The organism is Pseudomonas sp. RL_5y_Pfl2_73 (genome assembly GCF_963970515.1).
GTDB lineage: Bacteria > Pseudomonadota > Gammaproteobacteria > Pseudomonadales > Pseudomonadaceae > Aquipseudomonas.
Genome location: NZ_CAXAPD010000011.1, coordinates 59,325 through 74,880, shown reverse-complemented (window position 1 = coordinate 74,880; position 15,556 = coordinate 59,325). Strand labels below are relative to the sequence as shown.

The following is a 15,556-nucleotide window of genomic DNA, read 5'->3' as shown; positions in this document are numbered from 1 at the left end:
TCCTCAACCCAGCACGGAAATATCGGCGATATTGAGGAATAGGCTGCGCAGGCGGGTCAGCAATGCATAACGGTTTCTGCGAACGTCTTCGTTGTCCGCATTCACCATCACGGCTTCAAAGAACGCATCGACCGGCTCGCGCAGTGCCGCCAGGCGCGCCAGTGCCTCGGCATAATCGCGTTTTTCCATGAGCGGTTGCACCGACGCATAGGCCTGTTGAATCGCCGAGTTGAGCGAAAACTCGGCGGCATTATCAAAGTAACGTGCTTCAACGGCTTTGACTGAAGGCTCAGCCTTGCTCAGCAGGTTCGACACACGTTTGTTCACCGACGCCAGCGCTGCTGCTTCCGGCAATTTGCGGAACGCCTGCACCGCTTGTACGCGTTGGTCGAAGTCCAGGGCCGAACCCGGTTTCAGAGCACGCACCGACAGGTAGGTCGCGACCTCGACACCTTCGTCTTCATAACGCGCACGCAGGCGATCGAAGATGAACTCCAGCACCGCCTCGGCCAGGCCGGCAGCCTTCACCTTGCTGCCGAACGCGTTGACGGCGAACGCCACGGCGTCGTTCAGGTCCAGGTCCAACTGCTTGTCGATCAGGATCCGCAACACGCCCAGTGCGGCACGACGCAAGGCATAAGGGTCTTTGCTGCCGGTGGGCAGCATGCCGATACCGAAAATGCCGACCAGGGTGTCGAGCTTGTCAGCGATCGCCACGGCCGCACCGGTCAGGGTGGTCGGCAGCTCAGCGCCAGCACCACGCGGCATGTACTGCTCGTTCAGTGCCAGGGCCACGTCTTGCGGCTCACCATCGTTGAGGGCGTAGTAGTAACCGGCGACGCCTTGCATCTCCGGGAACTCACCGACCATTTCGGTGGACAGGTCGCACTTGGACAGGATGCCAGCACGGGCCGCGCGCTGGGCATCGCCGCCGATACGCGGGGCGATGAACGCCGCCAGTTTCGAAACGCGCTCGGCCTTGTCATAGACGCTGCCGAGTTTTTCCTGGAACACCACGTTGCGCAGGCGCTCGTTGAAGCTTTCCAGGGGCTGTTTCTTGTCTTGCTTGAAGAAGAACTCGGCGTCGGTCAGGCGCGGGCGAACGACTTTTTCGTTACCGGCGATGATCTGCTGCGGATCCTTGCTTTCGATGTTGGCAACCGTGATGAAGCGCGGCAGCAACTTGCCTTCGGCGTCCAGCAGGCAGAAGTACTTCTGGTTGTCCTGCATGGTGGTGATCAGCGCTTCCTGCGGCACTTCAAGGAAACGTTCCTCGAACGAGCACACCAGCGGCACCGGCCATTCCACCAACGCGGTCACTTCATCCAGCAGGTTGACCGGCACGATGGCGGTGCCTTCCTGCAGGGTGGCCAGCTCTTCGGTGCGCTTGCTGATCAACTCGCGGCGCTCGTTAGCGTCGGCCAGCACGTAGGCGGCACGCAGGTCGGCCAGGTAGTTGGCCGGCGAGGTGATGCGCACGCTCTGTGGATGATGGAAGCGGTGACCGCGGGAATCGCGACCGGCCTTCTGGGCCAGGATCGTGCAATCGATGACCTGGTCACCGAGCAACATCACCAGCCATTGGGTCGGGCGCACAAACTCTTCCTTGCGCGCGGCCCAGCGCATGCGCTTGGGGATCGGCAAGTCATTGAGAGAGTCTTCGACGATGGTTGGCAACAGGCTGGCGGTCGGCTTGCCCTTGATGCTCTGGCTGTAGCGCAGCTTCGCGCCGCTCTGGTCGATTTCGCTCAAGTCCACGCCGCACTTCTTGGCGAAGCCCAGGGCAGCTTGGGTCGGGTTGCCGTCGGCATCGAACGCGGCCTGGCGTGGCGGGCCGTCGAGGTTGATGCTGCGGTCTGGCTGCTGGGTCGCCAGGGCGGTGATCAGCACGGCCAGGCGGCGCGGCGCGGCGTACACCTGTTTGGCTTCGTAGCTCAGGCCGGCGGCTTGCAGGCCTTTGTCGATACCGGCCAGGAACGCATCGGCCAGGGTGTTCAGGGCTTTGGGTGGCAGTTCTTCGGTGCCCAGTTCAACCAGAAAATCTTGAGCACTCATTGTGCAGCCTCCAGCTTAGCCAACACTTCATCACGCAGGTCCGGGGTCGCCATCGGGAAGCCCAGCTTGGCACGGGCCAGCAGGTAGGCTTGCGCAACGGAACGCGCCAGGGTGCGTACACGCAGGATGTATTGCTGGCGCGCGGTCACGGAAATCGCCCGACGTGCATCCAGCAGGTTGAAGGTATGGGACGCCTTCAACACCATTTCATAGCTCGGCAATGGCAGCGGCTGGTCCAGCTCGATCAGGCGCTTGGCTTCGCTTTCGTAGAAATCGAACAGCTCGAACAGCTTCTCGACGTTGGCGTGTTCGAAGTTGTAGGTCGACTGTTCCACTTCGTTCTGGTGGAACACGTCGCCGTAGGTCACTTTGCCGAACGGGCCATCGGCCCATACCAGGTCGTAGACCGAGTCCACACCCTGCAGGTACATGGCCAGGCGTTCCAGGCCGTAGGTGATCTCGCCGGTGACCGGGTAGCACTCGATGCCACCTGCTTGCTGGAAGTAGGTGAACTGGGTCACTTCCATGCCGTTGAGCCAGACTTCCCAGCCCAGGCCCCAGGCGCCCAGGGTTGGCGATTCCCAGTTGTCTTCGACGAAACGAATGTCGTGCACCAGCGGGTCGAGGCCCACATGCTTGAGCGAGCCCAGGTACAGCTCCTGGAAGTTTTCCGGGTTCGGCTTCAAAACGACCTGGAACTGGTAGTAGTGCTGCAGACGGTTCGGGTTTTCGCCGTAGCGGCCGTCAGTCGGGCGGCGGCTGGGCTGCACATAAGCGGCGTTCCAGGTTTCCGGGCCGATGGCACGCAGAAACGTGGCAGTGTGGAAAGTGCCGGCACCTACTTCCATATCGTAGGGCTGAAGTACCACGCAACCTTGCTCGGCCCAGTATTGCTGGAGGGCGAGGATCAAGTCTTGGAAGGTACGCACGGCTGGCGTAGGCTGGCTCACGAAATTCACCTGTTTCTTGGGCTGCGATTTAAAGAGCGGGAGTATACCCGATTCGTTCGTGCGCACGCCCCCTGGAGCCTTATGCCACGCTGCTTTTGGTGTTCTGACGATCCGTTGTACATGGCTTATCACGATCAGGAGTGGGGCACGCCGCTGCGCGATGCGCAGGGTTTGTTCGAGTTGCTTTTGCTCGAAGGGTTCCAGGCCGGTTTGTCCTGGATCACCGTTTTGCGCAAACGCGAGCGCTACCGGGAGGTGCTGTACGGCTTCGATGTGCAGCGGGTGGCGCAGATGAGCGACGCCGAAATCGATGAGCTGATGCTCGACCCCGGCATCATCCGCAACCGCCTCAAGCTCAAGGCGGCCCGCCGCAACGCCCAGGCCTGGCTGGCGTTGGAAGACCCGGTGGCGTTTCTCTGGTCGTTCGTGGGCGACAAACCCATCATCAACCATTTCAAGGACCGCCTCGACGTGCCGGCCATCACGCCCGAGGCACTGGCGATGAGCAAAGGCTTGAAAAAAGCCGGGTTCACCTTTGTCGGACCGACCATTTGCTACGCCTTGATGCAAGCCTCGGGCATGGTCATGGACCACACCCAAGATTGCGACCGCTACGCCGCGTTGGTAAACGGCGGTTAGAATAGCCGGCTCGCAACACGGCCCATACATTCAGGAGTGACCTGTGGATAAGTTGAAAGGCGCCTTGCTGGTCGGCGCTCTGCGGTTGTTTGCGCTGCTGCCCTGGCGAGCGGTGCAGGCGGTGGGCTCGGCCATTGGCTGGTTCATGTGGAAATTTCCCAACCGTTCCCGCGACGTGGTGCGGATCAACCTCGCCAAGTGTTTTCCCGAGATGGCCCCGGCCGAGCGCGAACGCCTGGTGGGCCAGAGCCTCAAGGACATCGGCAAGTCCCTGACCGAAAGCGCCTGCGCCTGGATCTGGCCGGCCCAGCGCTCCATTGAACTGGTGCGCGAAGTCGAAGGCCTGGAGGTGCTGAAACAAGCCCTGGCCTCGGGCAAAGGTGTGGTGGGCATCACCAGCCACCTGGGCAACTGGGAAGTGCTCAACCACTTCTATTGCAGCCAGTGCAAACCGATCATTTTCTACCGTCCGCCCAAGCTCAAGGCGGTGGATGAATTGCTGCGCAAGCAGCGCGTGCAACTGGGCAACAAAGTCGCGGCATCCACCAAGGAAGGCATCCTCAGCGTCATCAAGGAAGTGCGCAAAGGCGGCCAGGTGGGCATCCCCGCCGACCCGGAACCGGCCGAATCCGCCGGCATCTTCGTGCCCTTCTTCGCCACCCAGGCCCTGACCAGCAAGTTCGTGCCGAACATGCTCGCTGGCGGCAAAGCCGTCGGCGTCTTCCTCCACGCCCTGCGCCTGCCGGACGGTTCGGGCTACAAAGTCATCCTCGAAGCCGCCCCGGAGGCCATGTACAGCACCGACACTGAAACGTCCTGCGCCGCCATGAGCCAAGTGGTGGAACGCTACGTGCGGGCCTACCCGAGCCAGTACATGTGGAGCATGAAACGCTTCAAGAAACGCCCGCCGGGCGAGGCACGGTGGTACTGAAGGCCTGCTGCTTGGGTGTGGTGAATGCTTGATCGTGAACACCCAAGAACCCCTGTGGGAGCCGAGCTCAGCTCCCACAGTTTTTTCGGATTTGTTCACAGACATCGCATCCATCCCCAATCCCTGTGGGAGCGAGCTTGCTCGCGATAGCGCCCTGACAGCCGCAGCCTAACCAACTGACCCGACCCTCCAGTGGCGGGGGAGCTTGCTCCCGCTGGGCTGCGCAGCAGCCCCAACCGAGCTAACGTATTCCCCCAGGCAAACCCAACGGAGACCGAATGGATAACGATCCAGGCAAACGCGTCATCGTAATCGGTGCCGGCATCGTAGGCGCATCCCTGGCCTACCATCTGGCGATCAAAGGCGCGAATGTCACCGTGGTCGAGGCCGAAGGCATCGCGTCAGGCGTGACCGGCAGCTCATTCGCCTGGATCAACACCTCCCATGGCGAACCCGACCCCATTGCGCCATTGCGCGGTGCTGCCATCCAGGAATACCGCCAACTCGAAACACATCTGCCCGGCCTGAAGATCCAATGGACTGGCGCCCTATCTTACGACCCGAGTTCAAAAGCGTCGGTAAGCCGAATATCCCAATCACAGATCCGTGAGCTTGAGCCAAACCTCAAGAACCCTCCTCAACAGGCTTCGTATGCAGCCGATGAAGGAGCACTGGACGCCGTAGCAGCAACCCATGCGTTGATCGCCGGTGCTCAAGCGAATGGCGCGAAAGTGCTCACTCAAACGCCGGTTCTCGGCTTTAAAACCCAGGGTTCCAGCATGCGGGGCGTTGAAACCGCCGCGGGCGTCATCGAAGCCGATATCGTCGTATTGGCAGCCGGTACAGGCATCACGAAGCTGACCAACCTGCTTGACGTCCGCCTGCCCATAGAAGCCTCCCCGGCAATTTTCATCCGCTACAACTCGCCACCCAACCTGGTACGCACCCTCATCTCCAGCCCTGAAATGGAAGTGAGGCAAACCCCGGAGGGTGCGTTGCTGGCGGCCGAAGACTACCTGGGCGACGCCTTGGAAAACCAACCATCGGAGATCGCGCAGCGCACCGCCAACGCCATCAAAAGCGAACTCCACGGCGTTGTCTCCCTGGATCTGCAATCGGCTCGTGTCGGATACAGGCCCATGCCTGCCGATGACCTCCCTATCATTGGTTATCTTGCGCAGGTTGGCGGCGTATACGTGTGCGTCATGCACCCCGGCGTAACCCTGGCGGCGATTGTGGGTCGTCTTGCCAGCGAAGAAATCCTCAGCGACAAGGCTTGCTCCGCCCTCAACCCCTGTCGTCCGGATCGATTTTTCCAAGCTCGGGAGGGGTAAATGGCCTAAGCTCGCTTACTCCCAAATCAGCCAAGGAAGCGTCAATGGGCATTCAAGATAAAGACCGTCAGATCGATAACATCGAGTTCAATGTCAGCGACATCGCCCGCAGCAAAGCCTTCTATGCAAGCGTATTCGGCTGGAGTTTCGTCGACTATGGCCCGACCTATACCGAATTCAGCGACGGTCGCCTAACCGGTGGCTTCACGACCGGCGAAACGGTGCGCCCGGGCGGCCCGTTGATCATCTTGTACGCGGATGACCTTGAGGCTACCCAACTCAGGCTCCAGGCCACAGGAGCGACCATCAGCCGTGAAGTGTTCGCGTTCCCGGGTGGCCGACGTTTCCACTTTATCGACCCGGATGGCTATGAGCTGGCGGTGTGGTCGGCTTCTTGATGGTTGATTGATCACGAGGCGCAAAGCCTCAATCGTGTCCATGATTAAAGGCCTGCGATATCGGCGACGTTGGGATGGCAAAGTCATCCCTAGATCCGTCGGATTGCCGTCCAGTCAGAAATATCGCACTTGCTCTGGCATCCAGCGCGCGGCGCGCGTCGAGGAAGTCGCCAACATGATCATCTATTAGCCTGAACCCCAATTCTATTGTGAGTTTTCCCTGAAGGCTTCCAGGCGCACTCCAAAGCCATTGCTTGCAGCTCAGTACCAAGCAGAAGCCCGCCGTCTGGCTGGCTGCGCGACCACTATTGAGCGCCAATTCTTGTCGGTAAGCCTCGCCAAAGGTAAGGAGCTTGAGCCCGTTGGCCGAATGGCTGGTGCCCGAACCTGATTTTCTGCTGATACAAAAAAACCGCCGAATTGGCGGTTTTTTTTGGTTTCGCGCTGGGCAAAGCCAACCCGACTAAGCAACAGCCACTCGATTACGCCCCAACGCCTTCGCCCGATACAGGGCTTTATCCGCATCGTTCATCAAGCTGTGAAGATCCTTATTGCAGGCTTTCGTCGACGCGACGCCGAGGCTGGCTGATATGCAGTGAACAGGCTCGATCATCAAACCCGCAATCGTATCGACGAGCTGTTCTGCAATCTGGGTAGCGACTTCGATGGAGGTATCCGGAAGCAGAATGGCGAACTCTTCGCCACCTAGCCGCCCGTGAATATCCGTTGCCCGAAACGACGAACTGATGACTCCTCCCATCTGGCGCAAAACCTGATCCCCGACCTGATGGCCGTAGGTGTCGTTGATGTGCTTGAAGTGGTCCATGTCCAACATGACCGCGCACAACCCCAACTGGTTGCTTTGACATTCGTCGTAGAGCTGCTGGGCATGCTCGAAAAAAGCCCGTCGACTCTTCAGGCCGGTCAGTTCATCGGTTTGAGCGGCGCGGGTTGAAATACTGTTTGCCTGTTCCATTTCACGGGTGAGTCGAAAGGCGATCTCCAGTGCCTGGGACATTTTGTGCGTGGCGCGGGCCGCAAATGCCGCGAACACCAAAATCGAAAGTGCCATGCCGACTTGAATCGGGGACGGCTGAAACAGCAGCCATATCGTGCACGGCAACAACACCACGCCAATGGAGACCAGTGTCATATCGCGGTAAGCCGAGTAGCAGGAGACCGCGCTGACGGACATGCCGACCGTAAAGAGCATGACCAACGCCTGTGACAACAGATCGTCCGCCGGCATGAGAACGAACGCCCCGCCGCCCCAGATGCTGGCGGATAGCACCAGCGTGACCCAGTATTTGCGCTCCCAATGTTCAGGTGTGCGCTGACGTTCGTCGCTGCGAAAATAGGCAACGAACATCGCGATACGCAATAGCGTCGATGCGCTCAGGATGGCCAGCCACCAAAAAATAGCGCTGTGCTCAAACCGATCCCAACACAGCCAACTCAGTATGATGGCCGCAAGGTAACTGCCCAAAACCGCAGAAACGGATTGGCGAAACAGTTGCTGCAAGCGGTCGGTGCGCACTTGCTCGGCTATTACAAAATCCTGGCCATTGCGCAATCTTGGGCCATGCATTTGAACCACCTGGTTATGACGCAACAAAAAACGATTGTGGCACCCTGCTATCAGCGTAAACAACTGAATTACTGTGACGAGGGGATTTAGCGAAGCGTCGCTGGGATCTTCATCTCGCTTTTGCAACTCCCGTGCCTGAAGAGTGCGTGGCGCTGCGAGCCTGGCACTCCAGGATGCAAGCGGGCATGAAAAAAGGGGCAAGTGCGAATTGAGTTCGTTGCTGGCGAATCGGGTGTTGGATAGCGTTGAGCCGCGATAGCGGGTGAGCCCGGCCAAGAAAAACCCGACGCTTTACGTCGGGTTTTTTGGGGGGGACGACTGCAAGCCCGACGTGCTGATTGTTTACGGGTTACTCGACTTGCGACAGCTTAGCGTCGTCGCAACCGGCAGCACGGCACTCGCGCTCGATAGCTTTGAGTATGACGATACGCGCCTCGGTCTTCTCGTTGGCGCAGTTCAGGTAAAGCAGACCATTGTTGGAACAGGCGTTGTCGCGAATTTTGATCCACTGGATTTGAGCGGTTTTCACCTTTTTCTTTTGATCCGGGTTCAGCGCACTCATCGTCTTCTTGTATTGATCATTGATGTCCTGATCCGACTGAACCATTTTCAGCGACGCGCAATAGGTTTTGTCATAGGCGTTTCTAGGGTTATCGCAACTCATCGCAGATGCCGATGCTGATGCCATTGCCAGCAATGCCCCAACCAACAAAGACTTGATCACTTACTTCTCTCCCTGAATGCCCTCTACTCATTAGAGGACGCGGCGGGGAATTTATCATGCGGGTTGTAGAACAATGAAGCAGATCCTAGGGTTCATTCGGCCCGAACAATGGGCAAATGTTGATAGGGGGTGGGAGTGATTGCTGTGGTGGTCGTTCCCGCCGAGTCTTCGACGCTGCGCTGTCGCGCAGCAAACAATTATTCGGCCTCAGATAGGAGGTGCGCGCAGGACAGAGGCCGCAGTTATCACTGGCGTGTTCGCACCCGAGAGGGAGAGCGGCCCACACGGTATCGGCGTGGAGTCGTTGTTGGCATAGCATGCTGTGACCACGTATAGGAGAGTGAACCCTTTCGCCACTGTGTAGCCTGCGCCTTGGAATCTATTTAGAAGATCAGATACCTGAGTTTTTGAATAGGAGCTTGCGCACGAAGTCAGTCTGACGGTTGGCCAGGATTATGGCCGAGTACATATCCATCGCTGCGGTAACGGCCACTTAGGGTTCCGCCCTGACGGCGGGTCACTTTTGGAAGAGCGCCAAAAGTAACCAAAAGCGCTTTGCCCCACCACTTGGTGCCTCGCTTAGGCTCGGCATGCCCGAACGAAGGCATTGCTCCGTGGGCCCACTGCGCAATACCTGCGTTCGGCCATCGTGGTTAACGGGGCGCCGAGATCAACGTCCGTCGCGAGGCGGCCTCATAGCCGACCTGGCTCTTCCGGTCGTACTCCGGTCCAATTGTGGGAGCGAGCCTGCTCGCGAAGGCGGTCTGATAGTTGGCCATAGATTCTGGGCAACCACATTTTCAGTGGAAATTGAACATTCTCGCTACCGTGCAGCCTTGACCTGGAATTTGTTATAGAAAATCAAGTGCTTGCGTTTTTGATCGTTCCCACGCTCTGCGTGGGAATGCATCCCGTGACGCTCTGCGTCACCTTCCAGAAGCGGAACGCGGAGCGTCCCTGGCGACATTCCCACGCAGGAGCGTGGGAACGATCGACATGTATTTCCAGCCTTAAAAATCACATGGTTGCAATTTGTTCCATGAGAGCTTGCTCCCGCTGGGCAGCAAAGCAGCCCCCCACCCTCCCCGAAAAATGCCTACAGACTAAGCCGCATCATCCACTTCAAACCCTAACCGAAAACCCGTCTAGCCCCAATTTACGGGCCAAAATAAGCCCTGTTTATTCCGCTGGCGTGATCCTTCCCTCAAGCTACACATCCTTGCGCCATTGCCTACAACTACGCCAGAATCCGCCCGCTTGTGCGCCTTGTCCCTGGGTTCTATCGTTTCCCTGCCACTGCCCATCAGTGGTCGGGTTTAGTAGCCCGAGGTATTTAGTAAGGTGCAAAGCTCTATCAGTCAGGTATCTCCATGCCTGTATTTGATGGCGGTTGTGCGCAGGGCGCTCTCGGGCGCGCCGGCTTGCTAAGTCCCCGGTCTACTAACCTGCGTACAGCTGCCACCCCTTGTTTAGTAGCTAGAGGGTTGCGGCTTCACCTATAGGACTTAAGCACATGATTAAACCTACACCGAATCCGCCAGAGGCGGACCAAGCTTCCCCGCGAACCAAATCCAAAGCCAAGAAACACGACGAAGCCACCAATCGCGCCTTGGATTACTACCTGCTACCAAAACCGGAAAAGTCCGAAGATGGGTCCCAACCGGGCCAGCTCTTCACCGTCGCAAAAAACGCCGACAACGAATCCCTCCTCGCCAACCTAAGCGAAACCCTGGCGGCAGCCGACGCGATGGTCAGCAACCTGGCTTTCGACCTGGAAGGTCCGCGTCGTCACATCCTTCTCGGCATCCAGCAATTGATCGAATTGAGTTCATTGCTGGCGAATCGGGTGTTGGATAACGTTGATCCGCGTTAGCCCGTGATCTTGCGGACCTTTCCGTGACGCCGCACATTTCCGAGCATAAAAAAACGGGCCTGCATTCCCACGCAGCCCCGTTTTTTTCACCACCCGATCAGATCAAAACGCCGGCAAAACCGCGCCTTTGTACTTCTCAAGAATAAAAGCCTTCACTTCCGGGCTGTGCAACGCAGCCACCAGCTTCTTCATCGCCGCACTGTCCTTGTCGTCCGGACGGGCCACCAGGATGTTCACATAAGGCGAGTCGTTACCTTCGATCACCAGCGCATCCTTGGAAGGATCAAGCTTGGCTTCCAGCGCATAGTTGGTATTGATCAACGCCAGGTCCACCTGAGTCAGCACCCGCGGAATGGTCGCTGCTTCCAGTTCACGGAATTTCAGATCCTTCGGGTTCTCGGTGATGTCCTTGACGGTCGACAGGATGTTGTTCGAATCCTTCAACTTGATCACCCCAGCCTTAGCCAGCAGCAACAGCGCACGGCCACCGTTGGTGGCGTCGTTCGGGATCACCACGTTGGCGCCGCCCGGCAGTTCTGTCAGTGCCTTGTACTTGCTGGAGTACGCGCCCAGTGGTTCCAGGTGCACACCGGCCACGCTCACCAGGTGCGTGCGCTTGGCTTTGTTGAACTCATCCAGGTACGGCTGGTGCTGGAAGAAGTTGGCGTCCAGGCGCTTTTCCGCAACTTGTACGTTCGGCTGGATGTAGTCGGTGAAGACTTTGACCTTGAGGTCCACGCCTTCTTTGGCCAATGCCGGTTTGACGAATTCGAGGATTTCCGCGTGCGGGACCGGGCTGGCCGCGACGGTCAGGGTGTCGGCGGCGTGGGCGGAAAACGCTGCGGCGGCAGCGAAGGCAACCAGTAGTTTCTTCATTCAGCTAACTCCTTTTGAGTGCCCGCTTGCGGCGCCTGCTCTTGGCGCCTGCCAGCGAATGGCCGGCTCATGGTTTATTGGCCGCGAGGCCTTATTTTCTAGAAAAATGCACAACCAACTTGTCGCCCACGGTTTGCAGGACCTGCACCAGCACCAGCAGCAACACCACCGTGACCACCATAACGTCGGTCTGGAAACGCTGGTAGCCGAAGCGGATTGCCAGGTCGCCCAAACCACCGGCGCCGACCACACCGGCCATGGCCGTGTAGGACACCAGCGTAATCGCTGTCACTGTAATCGCTGCAAAAATGCCCGGACGGGCTTCTGGCAGCAAGGCGTTGACGATGATCTGCCGCGTGGTCGCGCCCATGGCCTGGGTGGCTTCGATGATGCCGCGGTCGACTTCGCGCAGGGCGGTTTCCACCAAGCGAGCGAAGAACGGTGTGGCGCCGACCACCAGTGGTGGAATCGCGCCGGCCACGCCCAGGGAGGTGCCGGTGATCAATACCGTGAACGGGATCATCACGATCAACAGGATGATGAACGGCAGCGAACGCAGGATGTTCACGATCAGCGACAGCAGCGCATAAACGCCCCGGGCTTCGAGTAACTGGCGCGGGCTGCACAAAAACAGCAGCACGCCCAGCGGCAGGCCGAGCAGCACGGTGAACAACAGCGAACCGAACAGCATCAGGAAGGTGTCGCCCGTCGCCAGCCAGATTTCCAGCCAGTCGATGTTGGAGAAAAACGAATTCAACAGTTCCATTAGCGCAGCACCTCCATGTGGACATCGGCCGCGGTGAAGTGGGCGAACGCGGCCTCCATGTCACCGCCGGTGATGGCGAGGGTCAGTTGCCCGTAGGGGGTGTCTTTGATGCGGTCGATACGGCCGGCCAGGATGCTGTAGTCCACGCCGGTTTCCCGGGCGACGGTGCCGAGCAATGGCGCGTAGGTCGCGTCGCCCTGGAACGTCAGACGCACGATGCGCCCGGGAACGTGAGCGAAGTCGTCGCGCTGTTCGCTTTCGTCGATCTGCTCGTCTTCCTGGACGAAACGCTTGGTGGTGGGGTGCTTGGGGTGCAGGAACACCTGGGCCACCGGGCCTTGCTCGACGATCACGCCGGCGTCCATCACGGCCACTTGATCGCAGACGCGGCGGATCACGTCCATTTCATGGGTGATCAGCACGATGGTCAGCTTCAGTTCGCGATTGATTTCCGCCAATAGTTGCAGCACCGAGGCGGTGGTCTGGGGGTCGAGGGCGCTGGTGGCCTCGTCGCACAGCAGGATCTTGGGTTTGGTCGCCAGGGCGCGGGCGATACCGACGCGCTGCTTCTGGCCGCCGGACAGTTGCGCCGGGTATTTGCGGGCGTGGTCGGACAAGCCCACCCGCGCCAGCAACTCGGCGACGCGCTGGTCGATTTCGCTGCGGGACAATTCGCCGGCCAGCGTAAGCGGCAGCGCCACGTTGTCGGCCACGGTCTTGGACGCCAGCAGGTTGAAGTGCTGGAAAATCATCCCGACTTGCTGGCGCAAGCGCCGCAGGCCGCTGGCGTCGAGGGCGGTGACTTCCTCGCCGTCGACGATGATCTTGCCGCCAGTGGAATCTTCCAGGCGATTGATCAGGCGCAGCAGGGTACTTTTTCCCGCACCGGAATGGCCAATCAGGCCGAAGACCTGACCGTTCTCAATCGTCAGACTGGTCGGATGCAGGGCGGGGATATCCCTACCGGCGACTCGGTAGGTTTTATGGACATCTTGAAACTCAATCACGTAGCGAACCTTGTGGGGCGCGTTGGAAAAGGATCAGCGGTTAGCCGGGCGCGCATTTTAGCCTGTCCGTATAGAGGTTCTTAGCATTTATTTGCGATCAGACCTGTCATTTGGCAATAACGCGATCAATGGCCATAAAAAAGGAACACGGCCAAACAGCATCGGTCACTCATTAAGTCACTCGAAATGCCCGGGTCATACACCTGCGGCATCGAACTCAGATTCCTGGCCACGGCGAGGAACGCAAAGAGGAGTCATGCCTGATGAGTACCCAAAAGCCCACGGTCAACAAGAGCCATCTGGCCGGTACCGACACGCTGGATCGCGGCAACACCAACGCCAAGCTCGAGAACCTGGAACAGTTTCGTTGCGACGCCACCGAACAGGCGTTGCGCACCAACCAGGGGGTGAAGATCGCCGATAACCAGAACACCCTGCGCGCCGGCCCCCGCGGCCCTTCGCTGCTGGAAGACTTCATCATGCGTGAAAAAATCACGCACTTTGACCATGAGCGTATCCCGGAGCGCATCGTCCACGCCCGCGGGACTGGCGCCCATGGTTATTTTCAGAGCTACGATGCGCATTCGGCATTGACCAAGGCCGGTTTCCTACAAGATCCAAGCAAGAAAACTCCGGTGTTCGTGCGTTTTTCCACTGTGCAAGGCCCACGCGGCTCCGGCGACACCGTGCGGGACGTGCGTGGCTTTGCGGTGAAGTTCTTCACCGATGAAGGCAACTTCGACCTGGTGGGCAACAACATGCCGGTATTTTTCATTCAGGACGCGGTGAAATTTCCGGACTTTGTCCACGCGGTAAAACCCGAGCCCCATAACGAAATTCCTACGGGCGGCTCGGCCCACGACACGTTCTGGGATTTCGTCTCGCTGGTGCCGGAGTCGGCCCACATGGTGATCTGGGCGATGTCTGACCGGGCCATTCCAAAAAGCCTACGTGCGATGCAGGGTTTTGGTGTGCACACCTTCCGCATGATCAACGCCGAAGGCAAAAGCAGCTTCGTCAAATTCCACTGGCGCCCTACCGTCGGCACCTGCTCGTTGGTATGGGACGAAGCCCAGAAACTGGCGGGTAAAGATACGGACTACCACCGTCGCGATCTCTGGGAATCGATCGAGATGGGGGACTACCCGGAATGGGAATTTGGCGTACAAGTCGTCGCCGAGGAAGACGAGCATCAATTCGACTTCGACCTGCTCGACCCGACCAAGATCATTCCTGAAGAGCTGGTGCCCATCACGCCCCTGGGCAAGATGGTGCTGAACCGCAACCCGGACAATTTCTTCGCCGAAGTCGAGCAAGTTGCGTTCTGCCCCGGGCACATCGTGCCGGGCATCGACTTTTCCAATGACCCGTTGCTGCAAGGGCGGCTGTTTTCCTACACCGATACGCAGATCAGCCGACTCGGTGGGCCGAATTTTCATGAGCTGCCGATCAACCGGGCGCTCACGCCGGTACACAACGGCCAGCGCGATGCGATGCACCGCACCACCATCGACAAAGGGCGTGCGTCCTACGAGCCGAACTCCATCGACAGCGGCTGGCCGAAGGAAGCCCCGCCTGGCCCGGAGGACGGCGGCTTTGAAAGTTATCCAGAGCGCATCGACGCCTTCAAGATCCGCCAACGCAGCGATTCGTTCGGTGATCATTTTTCCCAGGCGCGGTTGTTCTACAAGAGCATGAGCCCTCATGAGCAGGAGCACATCATCGCCGCCTACAGCTTCGAGCTGGGCAAGGTGGAGCGGGAGTTCATCCGGGCGCGGCAGGTCAATGAGATCCTCGCCAACATCGACTTGGAGCTGGCCGGGCGAGTCGCCAAGAACATGGGGCTGCCGGCACCCACCGCCGGTACTGTCGATGTGCCAACGCCCTCGCTGGAGCAATCCCCGGCCTTGAGCCAGGCGAACCTGCTATCCGGCGATATCAAGACGCGGAAAGTGGCGGTGTTGGTGGCTAACGGTGTCGATGGGGCGATCATTGATGCGCTCAAGAAGGCCCTGAAGGCCGAGGGCGCCCACGCCAAAGTGTTGGGGCCGACCTCCGCACCGGTGACCACGGCCGATGGGAAAACGCTGGGGGTGGATGCGTCCATGGAAGGCTTGCCGTCGATTGCCTTTGACGCGGTGTTCGTGCCCGGTGGCGCGGAGTCGATCAAGGCCTTGAGTCGCGACGGCGTGGCGTTGCATTACGTGCTGGAGGCCTATAAGCATCTGAAAGCCATTGGGCTTCATGGTGAAGCCCGGCAGTTGTTGGTGGAGTTGAAGCTGGAGGTGGATGCGGGGTTGATCGAAGATGCGGATGCGAGCGGTTTTTCGCGGTTTTTTGCGGCGATTGCTCAGCATCGGGTTTGGGCGCGGGAGGCTAAGGCCAAGGCGGTTCCGGCCTAAGGAGATTTGTTGT

13 protein-coding genes are annotated in these 15,556 nt (G+C 59.1%); 6 read left to right on the top strand and 7 right to left on the bottom strand.

Translation table 11 applies throughout. The annotated features are described in order from the left end of the window. Window positions 1-3 precede the first annotated feature (3 nt). Both glyS and glyQ read right to left on the bottom strand, forming a co-directional pair. Window positions 4-2,055 carry a glycine--tRNA ligase subunit beta gene (gene glyS / locus AACY42_RS13015; RefSeq protein WP_339479815.1) on the bottom strand — a complete coding sequence of 684 codons (2,052 nt, stop codon included), beginning with the start codon at window positions 2,053-2,055 and terminating at the stop codon, window positions 4-6. Next, on the bottom strand, window positions 2,052-3,005 hold the full coding sequence (gene glyQ / locus AACY42_RS13010) for a glycine--tRNA ligase subunit alpha (protein ID WP_003177094.1): 954 nt from the start codon (window positions 3,003-3,005) through the stop codon (window positions 2,052-2,054). Before glyQ ends, glyS begins: the two co-directional genes overlap by 4 nt. Before the next feature lie 81 nt (window positions 3,006-3,086). On the opposite strand from glyQ, the gene AACY42_RS13005 reads away from it, so the two are divergent. The 4 genes from AACY42_RS13005 to AACY42_RS12990 all read left to right on the top strand — a co-directional run bounded on the left by AACY42_RS13005 (window position 3,087) and on the right by AACY42_RS12990 (window position 6,307). Next, a complete protein-coding gene (locus tag AACY42_RS13005; protein ID WP_339479814.1) occupies window positions 3,087-3,644 on the top strand; it encodes a DNA-3-methyladenine glycosylase I in 558 nt (185 codons plus the stop codon). Window positions 3,645-3,687: 43 nt separating this feature from the next. Then, window positions 3,688-4,575 (top strand): lysophospholipid acyltransferase, encoded by an 888-nt coding sequence (locus AACY42_RS13000; protein WP_339479813.1) that lies wholly within the window; start codon window positions 3,688-3,690, stop codon window positions 4,573-4,575. Between the two features lie 278 nt (window positions 4,576-4,853). Beyond that, entirely contained in the window at window positions 4,854-5,909 is a 1,056-nt protein-coding gene (locus AACY42_RS12995) for an NAD(P)/FAD-dependent oxidoreductase (protein ID WP_339479812.1), read from the top strand. Window positions 5,910-5,953: 44 nt separating this feature from the next. Beyond that, complete coding sequence (locus AACY42_RS12990; RefSeq protein WP_339479810.1) at window positions 5,954-6,307, top strand: VOC family protein; 354 nt, start codon at window positions 5,954-5,956, stop codon at window positions 6,305-6,307. A gap of 463 nt (window positions 6,308-6,770) precedes the next feature. Here the strand turns inward: AACY42_RS12990 and AACY42_RS12985 are convergent, their stop codons facing one another. Continuing rightward, complete coding sequence (locus AACY42_RS12985; RefSeq protein WP_339479940.1) at window positions 6,771-7,895, bottom strand: GGDEF domain-containing protein; 1,125 nt, start codon at window positions 7,893-7,895, stop codon at window positions 6,771-6,773. 349 nt (window positions 7,896-8,244) lie between these two features. Then, entirely contained in the window at window positions 8,245-8,619 is a 375-nt protein-coding gene (locus AACY42_RS12980; protein WP_339479809.1) for a lysozyme inhibitor LprI family protein, read from the bottom strand. A gap of 1,513 nt (window positions 8,620-10,132) precedes the next feature. Here AACY42_RS12980 and AACY42_RS12975 point away from each other — a divergent pair. Then, entirely contained in the window at window positions 10,133-10,492 is a 360-nt protein-coding gene (locus AACY42_RS12975) for a DUF6124 family protein (RefSeq protein WP_339479807.1), read from the top strand. 102 nt (window positions 10,493-10,594) lie between these two features. Here AACY42_RS12975 and AACY42_RS12970 read toward each other — a convergent pair whose 3' ends face one another. From AACY42_RS12970 to AACY42_RS12960, 3 genes are all read right to left on the bottom strand, one after another. Continuing rightward, entirely contained in the window at window positions 10,595-11,368 is a 774-nt protein-coding gene (locus AACY42_RS12970) for a MetQ/NlpA family ABC transporter substrate-binding protein (RefSeq protein WP_339479806.1), read from the bottom strand. A 91-nt stretch (window positions 11,369-11,459) separates the two neighbouring features. After that, entirely contained in the window at window positions 11,460-12,134 is a 675-nt protein-coding gene (locus AACY42_RS12965; RefSeq protein WP_014335809.1) for a methionine ABC transporter permease, read from the bottom strand. Continuing rightward, the gene (locus tag AACY42_RS12960) at window positions 12,134-13,141 is read right to left on the bottom strand and encodes a methionine ABC transporter ATP-binding protein (RefSeq protein WP_339479805.1); all 1,008 of its coding nucleotides are present in this window, start codon (window positions 13,139-13,141) and stop codon (window positions 12,134-12,136) included. The genes AACY42_RS12965 and AACY42_RS12960 overlap by 1 nt, the downstream gene beginning before the upstream one ends. A gap of 221 nt (window positions 13,142-13,362) precedes the next feature. Here AACY42_RS12960 and katE point away from each other — a divergent pair, with 221 nt between their 5' ends. Further along, a complete protein-coding gene (gene katE, locus AACY42_RS12955; protein WP_339479939.1) occupies window positions 13,363-15,543 on the top strand; it encodes a catalase HPII in 2,181 nt (726 codons plus the stop codon). Window positions 15,544-15,556: the final 13 nt, after the last annotated feature.

Bases quoted from the DNA above. Each gene is read 5' to 3' on its own strand.
- glyS (WP_339479815.1), bottom strand. From the start codon at position 2,055: ATGAGTGCTCAAGATTTTCTGGTTGAACTGGGCACCGAAGAACTGCCA.
- AACY42_RS13005 (WP_339479814.1), top strand. From the start codon at position 3,087: ATGCCACGCTGCTTTTGGTGTTCTGACGATCCGTTGTACATGGCTTAT.
- AACY42_RS12995 (WP_339479812.1), top strand. From the start codon at position 4,854: ATGGATAACGATCCAGGCAAACGCGTCATCGTAATCGGTGCCGGCATC.
- AACY42_RS12990 (WP_339479810.1), top strand. From the start codon at position 5,954: ATGGGCATTCAAGATAAAGACCGTCAGATCGATAACATCGAGTTCAAT.
- AACY42_RS12985 (WP_339479940.1), bottom strand. From the start codon at position 7,895: ATGCATGGCCCAAGATTGCGCAATGGCCAGGATTTTGTAATAGCCGAG.
- AACY42_RS12975 (WP_339479807.1), top strand. From the start codon at position 10,133: ATGATTAAACCTACACCGAATCCGCCAGAGGCGGACCAAGCTTCCCCG.
- AACY42_RS12970 (WP_339479806.1), bottom strand. From the start codon at position 11,368: ATGAAGAAACTACTGGTTGCCTTCGCTGCCGCCGCAGCGTTTTCCGCC.
- AACY42_RS12965 (WP_014335809.1), bottom strand. From the start codon at position 12,134: ATGGAACTGTTGAATTCGTTTTTCTCCAACATCGACTGGCTGGAAATC.